Genomic DNA, 24,968 nt, shown 5'->3' with positions numbered 1-24,968 from the left:
ACTCCTCTAGTGATATAGAATATTCGTATTTTACCACATAATCTGTTGCTTGTCTGGAATACAGAAGAAATCTTTGTAACAATCATTGCTGCATTTTCTTTGTCATCGTTCTTTTTATAGATGAACAAACACACCGAAAAGTGAGGAGCCCTTCTGGGTTCCTCACCTAAATTATTTACCTCTTTTACGTGTCAATACATCGAAGATAACTGCTCCTGCTAAGACACCACCACGAATCATGTATTGATAAGAAATACCAACACCGAGTAAGTTCATTCCGTTTGTTAATGACGCCATAACAATTGCACCTATTATTGCACCGGTAACTTTACCAACACCGCCTGCAGACGATACCCCACCAACGTAAGCTGCAGCGATGGCATCAAGCTCAAACAACATACCTGCCGTTGTTGTTGCTGATTGAAGACGAGCGGTATAAAGGATACCCGAAAGCGCTGCTAACATCGACATTGAACCCATGACGAGATAAGTGATTTTTTTAACATTAATTCCACTTAAATGTGCAGCTTCTGGGTTGGAACCGACGGCGTAAATTTGACGCCCTAGTACTGTTTTATTTGAGATAAAGTGATAGACAATGGTGACAAATAAAACGATCATCAATGTCCAAGAGAAGCCATTATAACCAGCTAATATCCAAGTAATGTAAGCAATAATTAGTGAAATCAGTGTCAGTTTCACCGCGAAAATCGGCACCGAGATAACATCGAAATTGTATTTCACTTTATCATGGCGTGTTTTAAGTTCACTGTAGACAAAGAATAAAACCCCGAGTACACCAATAATGATTGTAAGTAAATGACGTGCATTAACCATTCCTAGTGAAGGAATAAATCCATTACCTAATGCATTAAAAACTTCATTCTGCACAATAATTGTTCCTGTGCCTTCCGTTACTTTTAGAAGGGCACCACGGAAGATTAACATACCGGCTAGTGAAGCAACAAACGCCGGGATACCAAGTTGAGCAATAAGGAAACCATTTGCTAAACCAATAATGATCCCTAACGCTAAAATAATCGGAATCACTAGATAAATCGAAAGGCCTTGTTGCATCAATAGAATCGCCGCGATGGCCCCAAGGAAACCAGCCACATAGCCAACGGATAAGTCAATGTGACGGATGACAATTACTAAGGTCATACCAACCGCAAGAACAGCAATGTATCCAGCCGAATCAAGCAAGTTACTAATGTTTCGAGAAGACATAAACGTTCCATCTGTCATCATGTTAAATGTCAACATGATGACAAATAATGCAATGTACATCCCATAATCTCTAATGTTATCTTTTATTAACTGTTGTGTCTCTTGTAATATTTTCATGTTTTCTGCCTCCTATTGCGTTGCGAGTTCCATAATTTTTTCTTGATCCGCTGACTGACTATCGAGTTCACCTTTAATCTCGCCCTCAGCCATTACGTAAACGCGATCACTCATCCCTAATACTTCACCGAGCTCTGAAGAAATCATAATAATACTTAAACCTTTTTCAACCAATTCATTCATGACCGTGTAAATTTCAAATTTCGCTCCGACATCAATGCCACGTGTCGGTTCATCAAGAATTAAAATATTAGGTCCTGCGAACAACCATTTCCCAAGCGAAACTTTTTGTTGGTTCCCTCCACTTAATTTTCCGACGAGTTGTTCAATCGAGGAGGCTTTAATATGGAGTGAATTTTTATAGTGTTCTGCAATCTTTATTTCTTCATTATTATTAATAATCCCGTGATGGGCGATGCCTTGTAACTTAGATGCTGAGACATTTTTCGTGATGTTTTGTAAAAGAAAAAGCCCATTTCCTTTTCGATCTTCGGTCACATAAGCCATGCCTGCTTTAATCGCATCACTGGTATGCTTAAAGTGAACAGGTTGCTGATTCAGGACTAAATCCCCTTTTAATTTGTAATTCTTAGGGTTGCCAAACATACTTAATGCCAGTTCTGTCCGCCCAGCACCCATCAAACCTGAAATTCCTATTATTTCTCCACGATTTAATTTTAAATCAGCATTTTTAACAACATGACGGCCGAGTTGTCCGTCATAAGCTGACCAATTTTTAAGTTCTAAAATGGTATCGCCAATTTCATGATTTTCACGTTTCGGATATATTTGATTCATCTCACGTCCAACCATATGACGAATAATAGTTTTTTCATCAATTTCACCTTTTGCTTTTTCTAGGGTACAAATGGTTTGTCCGTCTCGTAAAATTGTTGCTTTATCTGCAATGGCAACCACTTCTTTTAACTTGTGAGAAATCATAATGCAAGTGATGCCCTGTTTTTTCAATTCTTTGATTAGTTCTAATAAGTTCTCACTATCATCCTCGTTTAAAGCTGCTGTTGGTTCATCTAAAATCAACAGTTTAACTTCTTTACTCAAGGCTTTTGCTATTTCAATTAATTGTTGCTTTCCAACCCCTAAATCTTTAATGAGTGTTTCTGGCTTTACTTTCAGATTTACCTTTTTAAGCATGTCTTTTGCTTTTACAATTGTTTGATTCCAGTTGATGATTCCGTTATGTTTAACTTCATTACCGATATAAATATTTTCATAGACTGATAAGTCCGGAAAAAGTGCAAGCTCTTGATAAATAATTGCAATTCCGACATCAACACTGTCGTTAATTTTATGAAATTGTTGTACTTTTCCTTGATAAACAATATCTCCTTCGTACTCACCATAAGGATACACACCACTTAACACCTTCATTAGTGTTGATTTTCCTGCTCCATTCTCACCCACTAGAAAATGAATTTCGCCTTCTTCAACTTTGAAATTAACGTTGTCTAAAGCTTTGACACCTGGGAAGGTTTTTGTGATATTATCCATTTCTAAAATCGTCTTCGCCATATTAATTCCACCTTCAATAACAGTTGAAATGGACGACGACAGCGAGTGCATGTCGTCTTGTCCATTTCAATTGTTTACTGTTTATTCGAGTCCTGTGAATTCACTTGCTTCGTAATAGCCTGAATCAATAAGTTCTGATTGAACATTTTCTTCGTCTACAACGATAACTTCTGACTGTAATGCAGGTACTTCGACTGAACCGTTATCATATGCACCTGTTGTTTCTGGTGTATCACCATCTAAGATTGTAATTGCCATACCCATTGCATCTTCAACTAAGCGACGAACATCCTTAAAGACAGTCATTGATTGTTTACCATCAATAATGTATTGAATTGAAGCTTTTTCAGCATCTTGTCCAGTAATAACATAGTTAGTTACTTCTGAATCTGCAGCAAATGTATCTGCAATTGAACGTGCTGTTCCATCGTTTGGAGCTAAAATAGCAATGTCACCTTTTAATTCAGGTCCTGCAGACGTTAAGTGTGTTTGTGCTTTGTTAATTGCTTCGTTTGGATCCCAGTTTGTCGTGATTTGGCCTAGAATACGGCCCATATCATCACGTGTTAATTCTTGAGTGTCAGATAATTCTTCTGCAATACTTGAGTTTGCTACAACGAAAGTACCATCAGCAATTTTAGGCTGTAGCACAGACCATGCACCTTCAAAGAATAAGAATGCATTGTTATCTGAAGCAGCTCCTGCATAAAGGTAAAGTGGAACACCTTCTCCTTCAACGTTATCAACTAAATATTGACCCTGTGCTTCACCAACTGCTAAACTATCAAAGGTTACATAATAATCAACCGCATCTGTATTTGTGATTAAACGGTCATAAGAGATAACAGGAATCCCTTCTAAGTTGGCAGCACGAGCAGCCGCCCCAGCAGCGTCACCATCTTGTGGGCTGATGATAAGTACATCAATACCACGACTAATTAACGTTTCAACATTTTGTAGTTCATTTGCTGATGATCCTTGGCTAAATAAAATCTCTGTTGTATAATCTGAATCAGCTAAAGCATCTTTAAAACGTTGCTCATCTTGTACCCAACGTGGTTCGTCACGCGTTGGTAAAACAATCCCTACGTTTACACCATCTGAGCTTGTATCTTCTGAGTCATCTTCTGTTGTATCTGTGTCGTTATCTCCTGATGTATCTTCTTCCCCATCCCCTGAACAACCAATGAGCAATACACTCATCAATAAACCGACTAGCAACATCAATAAATACTTACGACTTTTTAACATTTTTGTAACCCCTCTCACTTTTTGTTTTTGTCTTACAAGTTAGATTATAATCGATTAAAAAAGGTTATGTAAGCGTATTCACGGGTGATATTTTATCATTACTAGTAATAAATTAACTTCCTTAAAACATTCCGTAGACAACTTAAAAGTCAGCAGTGCGTCGTTGCACTGCTGACTTCATGGTTGTTTGATTTATTCAGTTATAGGTGTTAAATCAATGGTGTCTGTTCGGTCTTGCCAAGTGAGTGTTAATTGAATCGATTGGCTTGCGTTAAAGGGTTGTTCAGTTGTAAAGCTGTCAGTGATGTGATAAGCACGCACATCGACGGTCACTTCAAAATCTTCGGCTTGCTTACTGATTCCAAGTTCACTCATTTCTAAGTGGTAAGAAAAAGTATCCGTTGCTTCAAAAGAATAATCATCACCGATAGGTTTTACGTTCATTTCAATCTCATGCAGATATGAACCTACGGACTCTGCGGATTCGACAGTTAGCTCAACCGTCCAATCATCACTTTCTCCTGTAAATGAAACCGACTCTTTTGAGTCATTACAACCCGTTATCAACAAAATCCCTAATAACATGAAACAGAGACAAATCGTCTTTTTCATTTCATCCTCCCCTCTCAGCTAAACACATGTGTTGCTAAAGAAACACAAGGAATCATTAAGCTTTTTTGCGACTAAGATACAAGAAAGCTGCCCCAATTAGTAAAAGATAGAATCCAACTGTCATCACATTGAACATACTTGTTGCCGTATTAGGCAATGGTTCGCCGTTTTCGACGTCTACTTCTTCATTACTGTCAGCTGCGTCAGCATCGCCAGCAGTTGAGTCATCAGTCGTTGAGTTTTCGTTTGTTGGTGCTTCCGTTTCATTTGTTGGTGTTTCTGCTTCTTCTTCTGGTACTGTATTTGTTGCAACTTCAAAGACACCATAAGTTGAAAAGCCTGGCACAGTTATCCGAATGATGCCATTAGCCATTTCTCCACCTCTAAATTCCCAACCACTCTCACCAAGATAGAAAATCGCCACCTCATTCACATGTGTGTCGTAACCAAGTTCTAAAACAAAATCACCAGTATAATCTTCCTCTCCTGCAGGGAAAGTTAAATCAATCGTGATCATTTCTCCTGCTGGGGTAAGTGCTTCACCATCATCAGACAGATACTGATCTTGCTGATACTTATTAATTTCAATCGTCGTACCAATCGGTAAATCAAGTGGCATCGTAACAGCTGTTTGACTATTTTCCACCTTGATTTTTTCCCCTGGATAGACAACGATCGCTTCATTATCAACTGGAACAACTGTTTCTTCTGATTCATCAGATGCTTCATTAACAAGGGTCACTTCACCAAACACTGATGGATCTTGATAACCTTGACCGGTAGTATCATTCCAGGTTGCCACACCAGCACGAGCACCATCTGCGGCATCGTTGACTTGTGCGTCAAAACCAATCACGCCCCCATTTGTTGGGTTAATTTCAGAAAGTGGAATGATCATTTCAGCAACATATGATGAACCATTCACTGTTACCGCTGAGTCAAATCCATCATAGGAACCCCCAGCACCGGCGGAGCGTTCATTGTTAAAGTTAACACGATATTGGCCCACACCCACTTCTGGATAACTCGATGCTTTTCCATTTTCTTGATCGAGGAATACTTCAATAGAATCTTGCTCCCAAGCGTTTTCGTTACTAGCATCTAAGACACTATCACTTATTTCAAACAAGACATAGAGATTATTATCATCCCATAAAATGCGAGCAACACCCGTTGCTGTAGCCCATGCTTGTTGGAAACGATTAATAGCTAAACGAGGAGCATCTTGCCAAACATCATCAATCTTCCCGTCTAAAACAGGTGCTATGTTAGTATAAAGTGCTTCGTTTTGACGAACCGGCACTTCCTCTTCTTGATAGTTTGCCAAGAAAGCTTCAGGATTAGCAACAGCTTCATAAGCAAGCTTTGCTTTCATATTATTATCGAATAACAGAGGGGTTTGCTCTGAACGCCAACTTGTTGCATCGTTTAAACCCCAAAGTGTTACCCGAGAAATATGTTCACTATGTTCTTTATATAGATGAAATAGACTCGCATAGATGAACGCTTGACGATTTGCTTGTGCTTCTGTCTGCACACCACCATCACCAGCTGTTACATCTAATTCTGTTACGCCAATCTCTACACCTAAATCAATAAAGCGTTCCATTGATAAACGAACATTTTCTGGATTTGTATTCATATTATAATGTGATTGCATACCCATCCCTTGAATAAGTAGCTCCCCATTATTTTCAGCACTGTAACGCGCATTAATATCCTTAATCATATGGTAAATTGCTTGTGCTTTGTTTTGTTGATCATCGTTGTAATCATTGTAATAGAGCACAACGTCTAGACCTAAGCGATCCGCAACTTCTCTTGCTTTTTTATAGGCAAGTTCAAGATAGTCCGTCCCGATGGCTTTTAACCAACCTGACTCACGCAAATTATCTTCCCAATTTTCATAAGGCGCACGAGCATCATCACGAATTGCTTCATTGACAACATCCCAAGAAATAAGGTTATCATCGTATTTAGCAAAATGTGTCATGACCGTTTCAATGTGTGTATACATATTGTTAAGTGCTTCTTCGCGTGATAATGGCGTTCCATCTGCCATTTGATATAACGCTTCACGTGATTGTTGGTGCCAGACAAGCACATGTCCGTGAACGTCAAACCCTTCCTCAATCGCACGTTCAACTAACGCATCCTCACCAGTAAAATCAAAGTTACCATCGGCATCATAAGCGTAGCTCGGCTTCATTGCATTTTCTGCACTCACTAAATTATGATGTTTGTTTAACATTTCTAAACGAATCCCATCAAATTCAGACATGGATACGGCGTTACCAATTAAGAAATCATTTTGATAAATATCTTTCAGTGGTGTGATATCTTCGACAACCACTTCATCGGCTGCTGTCTTGGTAAAGCTTACATCATCAACATAGAAAGAAGCAGTCGCGTTATTACTTTCGATATAGATTGACAAGGCACCTTGACCTAGACTCGAATAACGATAAGTTCCCTCGAGCTTTACCCATTCAGCATCTGTCACGTTTCCTGCAGTAATGTTATTATAGCTTGCTGTATCTCCCGTTCCAACTTGTGTTGAAAGTTGTAATTCAGCACTTTCTCCGGAGGCCATCTTAACCCAGGCGCTAACTAAATATTCATCGCCTTGATCAACATAATCAATCACATTGAGTGACGGCCCGTTCCAGTTTTGTTCACGGCCTTCAACTTTTAAGGAAAAGTTCCCAGATTCAGTATGATTCGTCTCATTTGTAACTGTAACTGTTTCAACTTCCCCGCGTGGTGCGAACCCACCAGTTGTTTCATCTTCAAAAGTGATGGTTTCTAAAACGGGTGCGGCTGGTCTATTCGGTGCAACTTCTCCAGGCGCAACCATTGTAATGACCACGTTATCTAAGTAATAACTTAAATTTTCCGTTGTCGCTTCAACGTAGAGAAGTAATTGATCCGATTCATAATCAAGTATGAATTCACCCTCAAAAGCCATCCACCCATTGTCACTAACACTAAATTCTTGAATGGTTGGATAAGCCGTTTCTCCCGAAACAGTAGAAAGCATTGATGCTTTTAGGGTTTCTGCGTCTGTTATGGGGTCAACAACTTGTACATCACCGGTAATCTTATAACGTGCCCCTTGTTGTAAAAGGGAGGTCAAATCATAAGCAGCACCATGCCAGTTAGCTTCACGTCCTGAAACTTTCAAACTGTGTGAACCCGTTGAGGCTGCTTCGTCTGTCACTGCAATATTTACGCTATCACCACGCGCAACAAAACCGTCTGTCGTACCCGCTTCAAAGTCAAATGACTTAACAGTAAACGGTGTGAATTCTGCAGTTGGCTCTTCTACTGGTGTTTCAATCGGTGTAATATCTTCAATGGTCACTTGTGTTAAATAAAATGATACCGTTGCACCTGGTTCATTCGATTGGATGCGTATCGCACGGTCAACATCAGGATTAACCGTATACTCACCTTGAAGGGTGATTGTTTCTCCCGCTACCATCGGCGCATTTAAGTATAAACCATTGTAGCTTTCAATATTTTGAATGAGTAGTTCAGCACCATCCGGAACAACTTCTTCAGCTCCAATGTATGCATTAACTGTGATTGAATAAGTTCGGCCGTCTTCCATATTCGCATTAGCAAACGTTAGATCAGCTCCGTAATAATTTCCGACACGATCACTTACTTTTAACGCACTTGTATCTGTTCCGTCAATTGATACGGTTGTCCGCTCAGCCGTTCCATTATCCACCGTCAATCGATCATTCCCATCGGAAAAATCAGTGTGATACACAGGGGGATTCCCCGTTAATTCTGCTCTTACAATTGCTGGTGATACACTTGATATGAATAATAACAGAATCATAACTCGCACAAAAAAATTAGTTAAACGTTGTTTTACCATAACCATCCTCCTAAAAATTAATGAAAACTAGTTTTCGATTATTTGGGTCCTCCTTTCAAATTTCTAAGTACACACTCCATTATAGTAAAGCGCTTACAACGCTGACACCTAACTAATTTAGACTTCATCCAAAAAACTATACCATTTATTTTTAATTCACTTTAAAAACTATAGATTTATGATTTTATCGACAGCTTTCCTAGAATCAAACGTAGCTTGTTAAAAGAAAGCTGTGTGTTTATACGCACACATTAAAATAACTAGAACAGTGTTCACGTCAACAAGATGTTTTAACCTGTTTCAAAAACTAAAAAAACAGAAATCAAAGGAATGATTTCTTCCCTTAATTTCTGTCTTTGTTTTACGCATAACCATCGCCACCTGCGTTCTTCAATACAGCCATTTACTTCTCTTGCTCGTGAATAAGTGCTTTCACTAATTCTTCAGTCTCTATCTGTAATAATGACATGTCTTTCTTAATACGAGGTACGACGGTCTCAAAAAACTGACGCCTACGCTTGGATAAAATAGCTTGGTAAGCTGTTGATGTTACGAAAAAACCTAGGCCTCGTCGCTTTTCTATTAATTCTTCATCTAATAAAACATTATAACTTTTAGTGATGGTATTAATATTCACTTCAAGTTCTAACGCTTGTTCTCTTAATGAAGGTAATTTATCTTCCGCATTAAATACATGGCCCAATATTTGATTTTCAATCCCGTGTGCAATTTGTCGATATATCGTTTGATCATCATTAAATGATGGCGTCATGAAGGCATCACCTGCAGTCGTTTTCTTAATTTGATTCTAATTACGATACTCACCACTATAGATAATAACGTATAGCTCACAATTTCTCCATAGTAATCCACCATTAAAGCTGAGAGAATTTGTGCCTTATCAATTAAAATGATGATTAAATACTGCAAGGCAATAATAAAACTAATCAGCGTTACCCACATCGCTTTCAATTTAACGAAGAAACGTTGTTTTAAAACAATCAGTCCTTCATTGATTAAGAGTGTCAATTGAATGTAGCCATAGCTTAAAATAAGGTAACCAATATAATTCGCATAGAGCACTTCAATCATTGACCAATAACTGCCATGGAAAGGCACAATGAACCGAAGCGGTAAGTTGTGCAGTGAATAAATAATAGCAGAAACAATTCCTAAATTCACAAGACCATATATACTCGGTAACAGTAATTTATCTATCGCTTCTGCTAATATCTTCTTTTGATCTGATAGCGGGAGTAAAAACGACATCGCCGCTGTTGGCGTTATCATTGAACTCACTCGCAAGAAAAAACAACTATAAATACTAATGGCCGCAATAAAGTGCATTTGTTCAAAAAACACCGTGTCATTAAAAAGAAAACCTGCGGTTATATAATAAGTAAGTAGAATAAAAAGGTTAAGGATTAACTGGACAATAAAGGTTTGATAAGGGCGATTTAACTCTTCAACATGGAGGAATAAGAAATAGTTAACCGTCGGTTTTTTATTTCTTTTCAGCCACGATTCACCGACTAAACGATTTACCTTTTTCTTTGTCCTAGGATCTCCGCCTTTGTACTCTGTTCGTAAAAAGCCGTTACGGTAATAAATAATGGTCACTAACGCTAGTAAAACCAACAAGATAAGCAATGCTTGTTGACTCAAGAACACCCAAGCGATCGGTGATAGTGCAATTAAAAGTTGTAAAAAGCCAATACCCGGGATATTCCTTGTCGCTACCCCTCCAAACAAGGTATCAGTATCAAACGTGTGAAAGCCACCTTGATAGTGCAAAAAGAAAAGAAGGGTTGAAATAAATACGTAAACCAATAGCTTATCTAGATGATTGATGAGAAAATCACCTTCGTAGGTCAGACTCCCCATAATCACCAAAAACGTTGGTAAAAGATGATAGCTTCCTAACAACCACCATTTTTTCTTAGTGAACGACAAAGGTAATTGAATAAAGAGCATGAGGCGTTTTGAAGTCACGACCCCGTCCCGAATGAGCGTTGTCCAACCCATCATCGTTAAGCCAAAAGCAGTAAAAAAACTTAACTGCCGAAGTGTTTCTTCTGTGATCGAAAAATATTGAACCCCTATCTTGCTAAACGCAAAACTCGTCACACTTATGGTAAAACCAATAAATACATAAATCAGCAACATGGGTGAAAAAATCGTCAGTTTACTTATGGTGTAAAGATTCGATTGCTTCAATCGCTTGAATATATTCATCATCTACACCTCCTTACGTTTAGTAAGGCCATTATATATCAGTTCTAATGGAATATCGCTACCACTATCTGATGGCTCTTTAAAAAGTGCCAAGTAGCCACGTGATGATCGTTCATAACTGATTACTGCCGTAGACGTTGGTTTGACATCAATCCACTCGGTTCTAAAGTCTTGAGTCAACGTATCAACAGGTTGACTTAGGACAACATGTCCGGTTTCATTCATAATCGTAACATGATCAAATAATTGTTCCATTTCTCTTAGATGATGCGTCGATAACACAATCGTACGGCCCTCAGCCTGGATTTCCAGCAACATTTTGCGTAATAACCGTTGTCCTTCAATGTCCATTGCTTTTGATGGCTCATCTAGCATTAATAACGGCGTTTGATAACTCAACACGACCGCTAGCCATGCTTTCCGTAAGACACCCGCGCTCATTGTATTAAAAACTTGATTGTAATCTATTCCAAACCTTTCACTATAGGTAAGAAATATCTGTTCATCATAATTCGGGTACATGGGCCCTAACAATTTCACATACTGATAAGGAGAAACTGTCGGGGTTGTTAAGTCTTCTGGCAAATAGACCATTTTTTGATAGAATCCTTCTTCACGCTTTTTTGGTACGTGTCCATTCACTATCACGCGTCCATCATTTGGAAATGTTAAGCCAGAGAGTAATTGAAAGAGCGTTGTCTTGCCTACACCATTCGGTCCAAGGATGCCATAAATCGAACCGCCTGATAGATTTAACTGAAAGTGATCAAATACTTTCTTTTTTCCGTAATTAAATAATAAGTTTTCGACTTTAATCATGTTTTTTCCCTCTTTCGTTTATTTGTTATACTGTTATAGTTAAATATAACACCATAACGAAAATAATCAAGCCTTTTCAAAAAAACATGACTTTTTCACTATTTTCACCTGTTTAGACTTTTCCTCATACAAAAAAGACCTTTACCCATTGATTGCAGGTAAAAGTCTCATTTCACTATCATTAAATTGCTAACCTCTTCGCACCATTTTACGTTCAATCAACATACTCTCACTTTACTTAAACAATTTTTTTATTACTTTAAATAGATCAAAACTAGTTAGATTATAAACCTTATTACGAGCAGACCTTTTAGGATTTCTTAACCATCCTTTACCTTTAGGCATCTTGATGTTCTGGCGTTGGGTCATTTGACGTTTAACTGATGTTCGAGCACGTAGCCGTTTTTTAAGGTTGGGTTTTCTGAACCCAAGCTTCATTTAGGCTTTGCCTCCCTGTTTATCGTACTAAATACATCTACACCCGTTAAAGCTGTTGTTGCTAAGCGATCTGCTTCCTTATTTTTTTCTCGTTTTATCGCATGATACGTCGGTGTTATCTTTAAATCAGCAAGTAAATGCTCGATATCATCTGCCCATTTGTTGAGGCCTTCGTCTAAGACGGGCCACTCACCTTTCAGTTGATTAATAACGACTAAACTATCTCCATAAATATCAATGGTTTGTGGGTTTAGATCGAGTGCTTTCAATTGCTCTAAACCATGAAAGAGCGCGAAGTATTCCGCCTCATTATTAGAAGAGGGCAAATTTGTCATCAAATTCTTCCGGATGCGGTAAGATTTCTCTGATTTATAATAATAAATAACGACACCAAGCCCTGCCGTTTGTTTTGCGTCTTGCCAGTTCGCATCAAAGTAAAGACTAAGTTGACTAATTTCTTCAGCAACCTTCGCTAACCGTTTACGAAATAATTTCGGTGTATAATGATCACCAGTATCATCTTCTATCATTAAGTCCTCAATTTTTTTGTTGCTTTCTAATACTTCCAGGAAAGATAGGGCCGACTGTGCTTCGAGTATATCAGAACGAAAAGAAAGTCGTCTTTTTTTAACAACGAGCGCGTAATGGATACGCACTTGCATCAAGATGATTTCGCCCGATAATAATGGACTAATCCTTGTGCATTTACGTGCAAATCATGTTTTAGGTAGTCAAAAATACCAGGATCAAGGTAATCGACTTCTGTTTCAACTTTATTGAATAACGCTTCCTGAATTCGTTCAACAAGTGCCTCATCGCTTTCTTCTTTGTGATGGTGATACTGTGCCTCAGCAATCTTAGTAAAGCGCTGCAACCATACACTTAAAGCATGAAACACATCAATTGGTTCGTCTGAGTATCCAAAATGACCAAAGTAAATACGCGCAACGTCCAAATCCCGGATGCGTTTCATTGATGACAGCATCTGATCCGGATCAAAATCAACGGGTGATGTTGATGGTAAAATAAAATCCGTGCCTTGTGTGAACCGCTGAGGATAGCGTGTGCCCAACGTATCACCAGTAAAAATACTATTCGTTTTGGAATCATGAATTGCTAAATGATGTTTTGCATGGCCCGGTGTGTCATAAAATGTTAACATACGGTCAGCATCAATCACTAAGGTTTCACCATCTTTTACCGAGCGGATACGCGCTTTCGGAACGGGTATAATTGGATCGAATAATGGATCAAACGCTTCTTCGTAGACCATTTTAGCACTTTCAATTAAACGGCTTGGATCAACTAAGTGACGTAAGCCACGTGGATGAACAATAACTGTTGCATTTGGTAACCACTTAAGTAACAACCCCACACCACCTGCATGGTCGAGATGGATATGCGTAACAATGACATATTGAATTGCATCTAAATCAATGTTTCGTTTTTGTAACCCTTGGAGTAAAAAAGGAATCGACGGTGCGGCACTCGTTTCAATCAACGTCGGTACCTCTCCTTTTAAATAATACGAAGCTGTACGTTCAGGTAAATCTAAATCAAACACATCAATAATCTCGATTGCTTCCATTTAAAACACCCCTTTTGAACTACCCACCACTTAACGCGCTTACGAGCCGTTTGCAGTGGGGGATTTTTTCCAATATTTAAATAAAGAAATAGTAGCCTTACATGTACTGTATGAAGTTATACGTATTCAATAGAATCAAACTAAATATTGTAATATTGAACACTTTTTCTACAATTTTGATTGGTAAAAACTTTGCTAATCGCGAACCAATCACACCACCACTGATACCCCCTAAGACCATGTACGGCAACATCGATAAGTCATAGGTTGATAAGTCTGAAGTAAAGATGAGGGATAAGACCGACGCTAATTGGCTAAAGAAAATAATAAAGATAGAATAAAAACCAGCTTTACGTGTATCAAACGCAAATAACATGCTGAGAATCGCCACATTATGCGGGCCGCCACCAATGTCTAAAAATGAGGCCGTGAGACCAAGCATGAGACCAACGATAAATATGATTGGCAACTTCTCTATTTGATAACGTGGAAACTTCTCTTTGTTATTCACATAGATAAGAACGAGTGAGAAAATAACAATCAAACTCAAAGTTTGCACCATACCAATCCAATGATAAACAAGTAAAGACTTAAAGATAGACTTTCCAGAAACACCACCAACAATTGAGCCAAGCGCAAGTAAAAGTGCATGCATCTTGTTCATGTCTTTAAGTGTACGTCTACGCGTATAAACAGACACTGTAGCCATTGCTAAAACGGTTGAAGCAGACAGTGCCCCAATTGTCTTTAGATCATAGTGACCCAAAAAGTCTAGTATCGGCTTAATTAAAATTCCGCCACCAAAACCAGCAAGTGAACCAAGAATTGTCGCAAAAAGCCCAATCAATGCATACAATAACAACATATATGTCCCTCTCTCTACTGTTTCAAGCTATTAATTTATATACTACTTATTTTAGTATAGCATGTCACAATCCATCGTTGAACTATCTTTTTAGCATTTCTACTTACTGGAGACATCGTCGCCATCCATAAAATAATCCTCAGACTTTTCATGTCAATCGTCCCTTATTGAAGTCACAAAAGTATCAACTAACCCTTTAATCACTTCACCTAATTTTTCATGTTTAATCATACTCAAAAAAGGAATAGTTTTATATGTACTTTTAAACTATCGTTCTGGAGGTTATCTTATGTCTAACAAATCATTAAAACATTATACGCTAACCCTTTCCATACTCTTACTAACTTTTTTCCTAGTCGCGTGTAGTACAACGAATGAACGTTTAGTTGCTTCGACATACGAAGGCTATCCGCTCCTAAGCGAGCAAGATCGGGAAAGTTCACTTCGGCTCTTTAACATTGAACACCGTGCTGAAGTCTTAGCTGAACAGTTCGAAGAACATTATTACACTGTATTAAATGATGCTAACGATCAATATATACTTGAAAGTTATCAATCCCTTGATGATGTGAAAAGTTATTTCACTGAAGTAATGAGTGAATCCGTTGCCACAGAAATCACTGATACCTATTATGAAGAAACCGATGAAGGGGTTGAAATAATTCCAACAGATGACTACGGCGTTATTGATCCAGAAGATGATATGACGGTTCAAGATATTGATTCAGAAACCGCTGTATTGTCCCAGTTCACCGAAACAGAACTAACTGGTCAACTCCTTACGCGTTACACAATGAAGAAGGCTTTAACAAATGATGCTGTTTCAACATTCGAATACTTATTTGTTACCGGTGAAGATATTGAAGCGCTGACTTTCGTGCAACCAATAATTCAACATTTACGTGATGGTGATTTTGAACAATTAAGTCAATACGTATCTGAAGATAACGGGCTAACACTCGTACCATATCTACATGTTGACGATGAATCATTAAACTTTGATAAGTCAACTGTCGCGAACTTTAGTCAAGATTCGTCTACTTATTTATTCGGATACACGGACGGTAGAGGTGAACCTATCGACGTCACACCTGAAACTTATTACGAAGAGTATATCCATTCGGATGCATTACAAGAACCACAAAATGCCTACATTAATGAGTACCGTCAAAATGGGAATTCATTGAATAATATTGAGGAAGCTTTCCCAAATCATGATGCTGTTGTTGAAATTCATAACGAAGGCTCTGGAGAATACAGTGGCATGGATTGGCGTAGCCTACATTTTGTTTTAGAAGAAACAGAAAATGGTGACTATGTGTTGATTGGGATTCTTTCTGATGAATGGACCATTTAATTTTTAGTTGAACATTGCATGCTAACGTTGCGTCGTTAGAAAATAATTCTACTTGGCTTAACAAAAGAATTATTCTTATGAGAGGAGTGACTTTCAACGGTGGATATCAGAATCATATTAGGCGTCTTTGCAGCTTCACTTCTCTTTGCCTATTTCATTTATTTTATCATCAAAAAAACTAGTGTCAGTGCTAAGGTGATTAAAATTATTTTTGGTGTTTTACTTGTTATGTCCATCATTGTACTCGCCATTAGTTACATGATTGGTGGTTGGACTGGACTTGGATTAGGTGCGCTAAGTATTTATGTTGGTGTCCCGTCACTCACAACTTTGATTGTCATTACAATAAAGGACCGACACTAAGTTTAGAAAGTTCTGATTCGCTAAGTGGTGGATCCAATAAAAACAAGCAGCCTCGGCAGAAGCTGCTTGTTTTTTACTGGTATATCTTTATCTTTAGGCCAAAGTCCAATAAAACATCTTGAATGGGATGGATCGCCTGTTGATACTGTAAATCCATTAAATCTATGGCGTGAACAGCTTCAATGTTGGTATCAATTGTAACTAATTTTTTCGATAATTTTGCATGTTCTTCCCCTGCGATCAACTTTTTCTTATAACGGTTAAAAATCGGATCTATATTAGGCAAGGCTTGATAGAGGCTTTCTACACTTTGATACTGCTGAATCAGTGGTAAAGCTGATTTTTCTCCTACACCAGGTACGCCAGGAATATTATCGGATGGATCGCCTAATAGAGCTTTAACGTCTATCCATTGCTTTGGCGTAATATTATAGAGCGTTTTAAAATAAGTCTCTGTAAACATTATTTCTTCTTTCTTCTTTGCGACTATTTGTGTTGTTTGTGAATTTAACAACTGTAAAAGATCTCGATCATTACTATAAATATAGCCATGCCCACTTGTTTCATTTGACCAACGTTCGGTTAAAGCACCAATGACATCATCCGCTTCATAGGGAGCAATCGCTAACTGGCTAATACCAAGGTCCGGTAACAACAAACTTAATGATTCATATTGTTCTATCAATGGTTCTGGTAGCGCATGACGCGTTGCCTTATACTCACTATACTCAAGGCGGCGGGTTGTTTCTTCTCGTTTTACATCCCAACAAATAACAAGGTGTGAAATATTATGTCGAGCTATTAATTGATATGTCTTTTGTAAGAAGACACGCATTCCATTAATTGTCTTCCCGTACTTATTCTTTTCCAACTGGTCGGCTTCTCTTTGATACGATGTTGCAAAATACGCACGACTTAATAGATTAAAGCCGTCAATTACCAATAATCTTTGATTGTCCATCCTTTACTCCTTTTATAGCTCTTTATTTTAACTACAGTATAACAAATATATGAGGGAGTTTGGGTTCGTTTATAAGGTGAATTTAAAAATGCAAACAAATATAATAAAAAAAATACGAGAAAATGTTTAGTATTTTATAAAGCGGGAATATATAAGTACAAGGCGAGATACATCATTCATTATTGAATATGTTCTGAGCTTACAAGGCAATAAGGTAAGTGACGCACTTATTCAAAGGTTTAAGGCCAATAATTTAAATATTATAGGTTGACCTTAAGAATGAAGTGATGTGATTTGCACAGCCTTGGCGGAAAATTTGCGTGAGCTGACGTCATAAAACTCGTCAGGAACGTGGCTTTTAGATTTTTGTAAGCGTCAACGTACGATTTGCAAGATGAAGAAAAGAAAGTTGTTTTTTCGTGAAAGTGCACATGAGTAACTGTGATGAATGTTGTGGATTTTCTTCACAAACATGTTAGGCCCACATTATGGGCGACACAGTTAAGTACCAAGCTTCAAGTACGACGGGTTAAGCGCGTCAGGGAGAAAGTTTTGGTAAGAAGATTAACAATTTAATAGTTTGGAAAGATCAAATTTTCCGCGATAGTCCCAAAGTAAGGGGGACGAGAAAGACACGCTCATCAAGTTGAGCGTGTCTTTTCTTGTCTATTCCGTATCTCGGGCTCTATACTAAATGGCTCTATACTAAATGTGGTGGTACCCCTTGATCTGACATGACCTTAGCCTATATCAAAAAAAATACACTTATACACCCTCATTTGTTAAACTATAATCGACGAAAAAAATAGAGAAATGAGGGGTATAAGTGCAAGACAAGTTTATCATAAAATTGTTAGGAATTGAAGATTAGCATGTGGAATTATGGGATTTAGATGAATTGAATTCAAAGTTACAAGCTTGGTTGACAACGAAGGTAAAAACGCAAACGTGTCCGAAGTGTAAAGCGCGCACAAGAAAGGTTCATGCCTATTTTAATCAAACGAAAGTAACAAACGGGAAGAGCAAGTTAAATCTGCTCTTCCCGTTTTGTTGTGTTTAACTTTAATCTTATTTTTTGAAATTATTGAATAACCATCTAGATTACTTAGATTCTTTCCGTCTTGTACCAATTATTCCAACTGCTGCAACAACAATCAGTAATAATCCAACAAGAATATTACGATAAAATGAATGTGCCGTATCTGGTAGCGTATCATCAGTTGATGTCGTTTCATCTTCAAGCACTGGAGCAACTTCTGATTCAACCACCCCTTCTTCTGTATCAACACTAGTATCTTCAGTTGACTGACTTGGTGTATCGCTTGTTTCACCCTCAACAGGTTCTGAATCAGGTCGTTCTACTGGTGGTGCATCAACGACCGCGTCATTAACCATCGCAATCATATATTGACTAAAGTGCGTCACAAATGCAATCACCTCACCTGTTTCAGCGTTATAGCGATCAATGGGGTAGTAAATGAATTCGCCATCATTGTTAATATAGACAAGTCGGATATCTCCTTGATCAGTAACCGCCTCACTGTTAACAGTAAATCGTAATTCTACTGGTGTTTCAAAGGCTTCATCTACATAGTGATCACCTATAAATATCGACAAATCATATGCATCACTTAACGGCTCAACACCTTTTTTCTTCGGTGCCTCAGCTTTTGCTATTTGTTTAACAATAGCACGAATCGTTTGATTTTGATCTTTCGCACGCTTCAACACATTTGATAGCGGGAAATTCATAGAGAACGTGTTAGCTTTCCCACGCATTTTTAGTTGCGCTTTATCGGTTAACTTTTCAAACAGGTCTGGTTTAATTGAAAGATCTGTTTTGTCATTCCCATCAACGATTGTTCCATCTGTTTCTTCGTCGACATCGAGGTTATCATCATCTATTTCTGTTGTTTCTTCTTCATCAGGTATCACTGGTGACGTATTCGGTGGTTCTTCTGCATGATCTTCGTCTGGTTGACTTGATGGATCTGCATTGATTCGCACCACAAATGCTGTTAGCGGGGCTAATGTTACTGTATTTTCCGTTACTGATACACCGACTGGTGCCTCAATAACATCGGTCCCTGCTTGCTGGCCATCAACTAAGACATCGCCCGCGAGATAATTGGTCTCAACCGTTAAAGCGCGTGCCTTGCTGTCTGCGTTGATAAAGACGTGGTACGTATCACCTTTCGAATCGGTCGCCTGATAAGCAACAACAAGGTCAGTCGTATTAATTTCTGGTGCATTAATCATTTTTACATCCGATTCAATTTCTGCCATTGTAGCTTTCCGGAATGCATCAGTTGAACGGCGTAAATGAATTAAACCGCTTGTGTAGCGTTGTGTCATCGTATGAACAGGATAAGCTTCACGATTGGTTGCTTTGTCCCATTCAATGTTGTTGATCACATCTGTCGAATCATATGAATCATGAATAAAGTAGGGGAACTCAAACGGTTCGCCTGATGCATCGGTCATAAACGTTGATTTATATGGTGCGACCTCAACCTCATTTATAAAATCAGGATCTTTAAACTGTTTTGTACGGCCAAACTCTTGTCCTGCATGAATAAATGGTGTCCCTTGTGAAATTAAGACCATTAAATTTCCTAAACGAATCCGTTGATGGATCTCTTCTTCATAATCTTTTGGATCTTTTTTGATTGATTGGGCAATTACGTCATGCAACGTTAAGTTATCATGCGCAGCAATATAAGGGACAACGTCACCAGGATGAGTTGCAGTGAAGTTTCCTGGATTTGCTGTGAGGTTATTGAAAATTTGTTCAACATTCCTTGCGCCTCCGGTTAAGAAACGTGGTTGCCCTTCACTACCAAAACCACTTTTCAGTTCATTTCTAAATTCATCAGAGAATGAACCAACACTATTGGTATCTTTCATCCAGTCCTGGTCAGCTGGTTGAACATTAGGGTCATCATCGTCGCCCGCAAAGGTTCGCCAGCCTTCACCGATCATTAAAATGTTCGGATTTAGCTGCTTCGCTTTATCATAAGCCATTTGAATCGATGCTGCATCGTGATCTCCCATCATATCAAATCTAAAACCATCGACCTTAAATTGTTCAACCCAATAAGTGATTGAATCAACAAGAATTCGACGTGACATTTTATGTGTTGTACCTAAGCGGCCCCCACCAAAGCTTGTCTTAGCTTCTAATTCCTCGTCCATAAAATGATAATAATTCGGTTCTAAATCCTCAAATATTTCAACACGTGCCGTATGGTTATAGACCACGTCAAGAATAACGCCCATGCCACGCGAATGAATATCAGCAATCAATGCTTTAAATTCTTCAATGCGTTTAGCTGGATCACTTGGGTCTTCAGAGTACATTCCTGTTAGCGAAAAATAACTGTGAGGGTCATAACCCCAGTTGTAGTTGTTATCCGTCGATGAATATTCCAATAAGCGTTGATCATTAGCAAATTCATTGCTAAAGTAGTAACTCATGACTGGTAATAATTGAACATGGGTAACACCTAGCGATTCAATATAATCTAACTTCTCTCTAAAGGCACTAAATGTGCCAAACTGAGCATTTAACTCAGCTTCAATCGATGGATCACTTGTAAAGTCGCGTACATGTACTTCATAAATAATCGCATCTTCACGATGTTCAAAGCCGTCAATATCAGCATAATCTAGTGTTGGTCCTATCGTTGATGGATCAACAATTGCTGCTTTACCAACGCTATCCACAGCCACCTCACTACTCCACTGTGCCATTGAGCGCGCATATGGATCGATGGCAAGCACCGTCTCTTCACCGCGTGTCACTTCAAAATGATAGAAATAGCCTTCATGATTTTCGATACCTGTGACTTCATCCGTGAGTGTAATTGCATAGACCCCTTGATCGGTCCGTTGCATCTTAAATTTGTCAATCATCACTTCCGGATTATCCTTGTCGTATAACACAAGTGCTACATCATCCGCCGATGGTGACCAAACTTTGATGGTTGCTTCACCGTTTGATAAAGCGGTTAATCCTAAGTCACCATCATAACCATATAAACTATCCTTTAAGCGCCAACCTGCTTTTGCTGCTTGTTCACGCCCTAAATGGGTGACTGTATAGGGAGCATCATCAATCTTAAAGTCACCATGCAATGAAATTTTATTTGTTTCTTTTTTGATTGTGAGGTCTGAAATTGACACAAGATCACCTTCCTTTGTTGTGACCTCAATGGCTTCTATTAAGTCGTCTTTTGTCCAATCGCCAACTAAACTATAACTCAATTCAATCGTGTCAAGTGCGGTGAAATCAGCATTAGTTAATCCTTCTTCAGTCACGAAATAGGGATTAGTATATACGTTCACGTCACCATCACGAATAAAGATTTGTGACTGTTCAAGTTCACCAAAACTCATATCACTTGATTGATTGCCTGATTCTTTATTCAAAGTTAAGAAGTTAATTTGACTGGCGTCTTCGATGAGGGGTAAATCATAAAACACCCCATAATCTCCTGAGACAAAATCATGAGCTCCGTCCGGCCAACCATCTGTTGGCTCAACCACATCACCCCACGTCCAAAGTGCCCAACCTTGATAATCTCCATCTTCTCTATGATAATTGATCCGAACCTTTCCATCAAGGTTAACTGGTTGATATGGATACACATCAAAATCTTCAGTAATCCACGCTTCATTCATATCCGGACTAAGCACGTCAACAAACTGGTCACCGGTTAAATTATCACCTGATGCATTGTTGATTAGAAAACCAATTTGACTGGCGTCTTCTTTAATTTCAACATCAATATAGTGCCCAAATTCAGTCTGAACTGCCGCTTCTTCTAAGTTAATTGCACCTAACGGCCAGTTTTCAGATGACGTCGCCACATCTTCCCAAATCCAAAGCCCGCTACTGCTAAGATCAAAACGATCAAGCTGACGAAAATGAAGCCGAAAATATCCCTTCTCTACCGGGGTTACTTCGTTCTCATTCACTTCTTCATCTATTGGTGTATCTGTTACTGAAAGTAACTCACCACCCTCTGTTGAAAGCAGGACAGTTCCGCCATCAGCCATTGCAGGAATGGTTACCGTTACTGCTGCTCCTTCATCTGTTGCTGTAGCAGAGAACACATCCCCTGAATAATGATCTGTGACGATCACCTCTTCTGTACTTGTGTTCAAGCTAATTTCTTGTGGTTGATCAGTAACGTTAAATCCTAAATACACAGATGTGCCGTTATGACTACGCTTTGAAATAAGATGCCCTAATTCATCATTAACAACCACCGTTTCGCGGTTACCTTTTGCGAGTACCTTACTGAACTCATTTCTGAAACTTAATACGGTTTGGTAGTGATCATGTATATCACTGGACTCAACTGCTTCCCAGTCAAAGTCGTAACGATTATCGTAAACCGGCCAATTGTTCTCACCCGTTTGACCAATTTCTTCACCGTAGTAAATCACCGGTTGACCTTTAGCAGTTAATTGTAACGATGCTGCTACCTTATATTTATCGACATCATTATCAATTTCATACAAGAAGCCATTTTCATCGTGGCTACCTAAAAATTGTCCTAACGTATAAGTGTTCGTTAACGATGCATTCCGTTCAATTAAAATCGTCTCATTTGCCGATAAATGACCATTAACAAACCCTTCTGCGTATGTTTTAAAGCCGAAATCAAGTAAACTATCCATCGTCCCATCATTAAAGTGGCCGCCATCTTCTTGATAGTTAGCCCCCCAATGTTCACCAATTAATTTAAACGAGGGATCTAATTTGACTAATTCATTTTTAAACAACTGCCAAGTCGTTTGATCGACATGTTTAACCGTATCCACGCGATACGATGCAATTCGATTACCATTTGCAGTTGTTGATTTCTCTAACCAAGCCGATTGCCATTCAACAAGATCTTCCCTTACCTGTTGATCTTCGGTCACGAAATCAGGCAAACCTGAAAGTGACATTTTTAAATCGCCACTACCACTATCTTCACGAAGCATGCCATCAAAACGTGCCAGATCTTCTGCAGTTGGATGCCCTTCTGGCATGCCCTCTGTCAGATCTGCATTCATACCATAGCCCGCGTGGTTCAATACCACGTCAACCATAATATCAATATCTCGTGCTGCCGCTTCGTCAATCAGCGTATGAAATTCGGCTAGTGTACCTAAATGTGGATTTAATGTTTCAAAGTTTTCAGCCCAATAGCCGTGATAAGCATAATAGGAACCATTATCACTTAAGGCTTCAACATCATGGCCAACATTTTCAACAATAGGGGTGACCCAAATTGTGTTTACCCCTAGCTCATCCAAATAATCTAATTTAGCTGTAACACCCTCAAAATCGCCCCCTTGATAAGTACCTCTTGGGTTATCGGCTTGATTATAGGCTAAATCATAAGGGTTGTTGTTCGTCTCATCACCATCAAAAAATCGATCCGTCAACATAAAGTAAATAATTGACTCGTCCCAATCTCTTGAAGCTTCTGTTTTTTCAGTAATCTCTGCTGTCGCCGTTGTGGTGTAGGTGCCTCCTGCACTATCAACAATTGTGATAGGAATATCTTTTTCTCCTGTTGCAATGCCTTCTTGAACGGATAGGACCACTTCATTGAGTTCAGGAGATATCTCAAGTGCTGACGTTCCACCAAGCGCTGACACGTCAGCTCGAATTGATTGAATGGTTAACGCTGATTGATTATCAATTAGCACTGATAAAATTGCGTGTTCATCATAATTAAAAGCTCGACTGACTGCTGCAGTCGCCGTTATCTCAGCTTCTCCAGGTGTCTCTTCTGGTAAAGGTTCTGTTTCTTCCTCACTGCTGATATAGTAAGGATTTGTATAAGCTTCCAAATGACCTTCTTGTAAAAAGATTTGCTGATGATTCTCTAAATCATCAAAATTAATATTATCTGATTGTTGATGATTCTCTTCCCCATCTGCTAAGGCTTTATCGACAATTAGCATGCCAATAGAAGCAGGTCCATCTGTTAGTTTTATGTCAATGTAGTTCCCATATTTTGAAGACGTTCCCTCATTAAAAGCATAAGCATCCTCCGCCCATTCAGTCGGTTCTGTTACGACATCTCCCCAAAACCATAGACCTGGGTCAGTATAGGCAGCTTCTGTTTCTTGATAGTAGATACGAACAGTAGGTTCAGCGAAATCAACCGGCTGATAAAGTGAGACGTCACCTTCTGCAGAAATCCATACCTCATTCATTTCCGGTGCAATGATCTCGATCGTTGTGTCATCAACAACTTTCTCATTTTCAGACGCTGCCTTAACAACCTGCACACCAATCTCATTTGCTTCTGATTTGAGTTCTATGTCTGTGTACATGTTATACGACGCATCGTCACTCACCTTAAAAGCGTTGCCTAGCGGCCAATCGCCTTCATTATTTTCGACGACATCACCCCAAGACCATAAGTATAATTGCTCGTCAGTCGTTCCTGTATGTTCATAATGAATACGTAAATGATTTTCTTCAATGGCTGGTGGTGCGTCGCTACCTGTCTCTGCAACAACCGATAATGGTAACGCTGTCAAAATTGTCGATATGAGCAATGCCCATACCATTAATAATGATACGAGTGGTTTGATACGTTTTAACTGGTTCATTTTCTCATCCTTTCAAATTAGGTGTTCGTTTTTTATAAATAAAACGTTGCATCCCCCTTTCGTGAAATCGATTGCGCAAAAACT

At 38.8% G+C, this 24,968-nt stretch carries 15 protein-coding genes; 2 read left to right on the top strand and 13 right to left on the bottom strand.

Annotated features, from left to right (window positions below; all coding sequences use genetic code 11):
* Window positions 1-171: 171 nt before the first annotated feature.
* The 11 genes from DES38_RS01295 to DES38_RS01240 all read right to left on the bottom strand — a co-directional run bounded on the left by DES38_RS01295 (window position 172) and on the right by DES38_RS01240 (window position 14,577).
* Window positions 172-1,347, bottom strand: coding sequence for a sugar ABC transporter permease (locus DES38_RS01295; RefSeq protein ID WP_110250270.1), 1,176 nt, complete (start codon window positions 1,345-1,347; stop codon window positions 172-174).
* A gap of 12 nt (window positions 1,348-1,359) precedes the next feature.
* A complete protein-coding gene (locus DES38_RS01290) occupies window positions 1,360-2,880 on the bottom strand; it encodes a sugar ABC transporter ATP-binding protein (RefSeq protein ID WP_110250269.1) in 1,521 nt (506 codons plus the stop codon).
* Between the two features lie 81 nt (window positions 2,881-2,961).
* Window positions 2,962-4,131: a sugar ABC transporter substrate-binding protein gene (locus tag DES38_RS01285; RefSeq protein ID WP_110250268.1), complete on the bottom strand. Its 1,170-nt coding sequence runs from the start codon at window positions 4,129-4,131 to the stop codon at window positions 2,962-2,964.
* 192 nt (window positions 4,132-4,323) lie between these two features.
* Complete coding sequence (locus DES38_RS01280; protein ID WP_110250267.1) at window positions 4,324-4,743, bottom strand: hypothetical protein; 420 nt, start codon at window positions 4,741-4,743, stop codon at window positions 4,324-4,326.
* A 55-nt stretch (window positions 4,744-4,798) separates the two neighbouring features.
* Complete coding sequence (locus tag DES38_RS01275; RefSeq protein ID WP_170114297.1) at window positions 4,799-8,632, bottom strand: endo-1,4-beta-xylanase; 3,834 nt, start codon at window positions 8,630-8,632, stop codon at window positions 4,799-4,801.
* Window positions 8,633-9,035: 403 nt separating this feature from the next.
* Window positions 9,036-9,404: a GntR family transcriptional regulator gene (locus DES38_RS01270; RefSeq protein WP_110250265.1), complete on the bottom strand. Its 369-nt coding sequence runs from the start codon at window positions 9,402-9,404 to the stop codon at window positions 9,036-9,038.
* A complete protein-coding gene (locus DES38_RS01265; protein WP_110250264.1) occupies window positions 9,401-10,870 on the bottom strand; it encodes a hypothetical protein in 1,470 nt (489 codons plus the stop codon). The genes DES38_RS01270 and DES38_RS01265 overlap by 4 nt, the downstream gene beginning before the upstream one ends.
* Complete coding sequence (locus DES38_RS01260) at window positions 10,871-11,686, bottom strand: ATP-binding cassette domain-containing protein (RefSeq protein ID WP_110250263.1); 816 nt, start codon at window positions 11,684-11,686, stop codon at window positions 10,871-10,873.
* A 434-nt stretch (window positions 11,687-12,120) separates the two neighbouring features.
* Complete coding sequence (locus tag DES38_RS01250; RefSeq protein ID WP_110250261.1) at window positions 12,121-12,786, bottom strand: reverse transcriptase-like protein; 666 nt, start codon at window positions 12,784-12,786, stop codon at window positions 12,121-12,123.
* Window positions 12,786-13,712, bottom strand: coding sequence for an MBL fold metallo-hydrolase (locus tag DES38_RS01245; RefSeq protein WP_110250260.1), 927 nt, complete (start codon window positions 13,710-13,712; stop codon window positions 12,786-12,788). Before DES38_RS01245 ends, DES38_RS01250 begins: the two co-directional genes overlap by 1 nt.
* Before the next feature lie 97 nt (window positions 13,713-13,809).
* Complete coding sequence (locus DES38_RS01240; protein WP_110250259.1) at window positions 13,810-14,577, bottom strand: sulfite exporter TauE/SafE family protein; 768 nt, start codon at window positions 14,575-14,577, stop codon at window positions 13,810-13,812.
* 289 nt (window positions 14,578-14,866) lie between these two features.
* On the opposite strand from DES38_RS01240, the gene DES38_RS01235 reads away from it, so the two are divergent.
* Complete coding sequence (locus tag DES38_RS01235; RefSeq protein WP_110250258.1) at window positions 14,867-15,934, top strand: hypothetical protein; 1,068 nt, start codon at window positions 14,867-14,869, stop codon at window positions 15,932-15,934.
* A 99-nt stretch (window positions 15,935-16,033) separates the two neighbouring features.
* Window positions 16,034-16,297 carry a hypothetical protein gene (locus DES38_RS01230; protein WP_110250257.1) on the top strand — a complete coding sequence of 88 codons (264 nt, stop codon included), beginning with the start codon at window positions 16,034-16,036 and terminating at the stop codon, window positions 16,295-16,297.
* A 73-nt stretch (window positions 16,298-16,370) separates the two neighbouring features.
* On the opposite strand, the gene DES38_RS01225 is transcribed toward DES38_RS01230, so the two are convergent.
* Both DES38_RS01225 and DES38_RS01220 read right to left on the bottom strand, forming a co-directional pair.
* Window positions 16,371-17,258, bottom strand: a complete 888-nt coding sequence (locus DES38_RS01225) for a 5'-3' exonuclease (RefSeq protein ID WP_110250256.1) — start codon at window positions 17,256-17,258, stop codon at window positions 16,371-16,373.
* A 1,101-nt stretch (window positions 17,259-18,359) separates the two neighbouring features.
* Window positions 18,360-24,884, bottom strand: a complete 6,525-nt coding sequence (locus DES38_RS01220) for a pullulanase (RefSeq protein ID WP_110250255.1) — start codon at window positions 24,882-24,884, stop codon at window positions 18,360-18,362.
* Between the last annotated feature and the right edge of the window lie 84 nt (window positions 24,885-24,968).

Source organism: Streptohalobacillus salinus (assembly GCF_003201605.1).
GTDB classification, from domain to species: Bacteria; Bacillota; Bacilli; order Bacillales; family Amphibacillaceae; genus Streptohalobacillus; species Streptohalobacillus salinus.
The sequence above is the reverse complement of the archived record's forward strand: the minus strand, read 5'-3'. Positions and strand labels throughout refer to the sequence as shown.

What these genes read in the sequence shown, in the direction of transcription:
- DES38_RS01235 (WP_110250258.1), top strand. Translation starts at nt 14,867, where the DNA reads ATGTCTAACAAATCATTAAAACATTATACGCTAACCCTTTCCATACTC.
- DES38_RS01285 (WP_110250268.1), bottom strand. Translation starts at nt 4,131, where the DNA reads ATGTTAAAAAGTCGTAAGTATTTATTGATGTTGCTAGTCGGTTTATTG.
- DES38_RS01275 (WP_170114297.1), bottom strand. Translation starts at nt 8,632, where the DNA reads ATGGTAAAACAACGTTTAACTAATTTTTTTGTGCGAGTTATGATTCTG.
- DES38_RS01265 (WP_110250264.1), bottom strand. Translation starts at nt 10,870, where the DNA reads ATGATGAATATATTCAAGCGATTGAAGCAATCGAATCTTTACACCATA.
- DES38_RS01260 (WP_110250263.1), bottom strand. Translation starts at nt 11,686, where the DNA reads ATGATTAAAGTCGAAAACTTATTATTTAATTACGGAAAAAAGAAAGTA.
- DES38_RS01240 (WP_110250259.1), bottom strand. Translation starts at nt 14,577, where the DNA reads ATGTTGTTATTGTATGCATTGATTGGGCTTTTTGCGACAATTCTTGGT.
- DES38_RS01280 (WP_110250267.1), bottom strand. Translation starts at nt 4,743, where the DNA reads ATGAAAAAGACGATTTGTCTCTGTTTCATGTTATTAGGGATTTTGTTG.
- DES38_RS01225 (WP_110250256.1), bottom strand. Translation starts at nt 17,258, where the DNA reads ATGGACAATCAAAGATTATTGGTAATTGACGGCTTTAATCTATTAAGT.
- DES38_RS01250 (WP_110250261.1), bottom strand. Translation starts at nt 12,786, where the DNA reads ATGCAAGTGCGTATCCATTACGCGCTCGTTGTTAAAAAAAGACGACTT.
- DES38_RS01270 (WP_110250265.1), bottom strand. Translation starts at nt 9,404, where the DNA reads ATGACGCCATCATTTAATGATGATCAAACGATATATCGACAAATTGCA.
- DES38_RS01290 (WP_110250269.1), bottom strand. Translation starts at nt 2,880, where the DNA reads ATGGCGAAGACGATTTTAGAAATGGATAATATCACAAAAACCTTCCCA.
- DES38_RS01245 (WP_110250260.1), bottom strand. Translation starts at nt 13,712, where the DNA reads ATGGAAGCAATCGAGATTATTGATGTGTTTGATTTAGATTTACCTGAA.
- DES38_RS01220 (WP_110250255.1), bottom strand. Translation starts at nt 24,884, where the DNA reads ATGAACCAGTTAAAACGTATCAAACCACTCGTATCATTATTAATGGTA.
- DES38_RS01295 (WP_110250270.1), bottom strand. Translation starts at nt 1,347, where the DNA reads ATGAAAATATTACAAGAGACACAACAGTTAATAAAAGATAACATTAGA.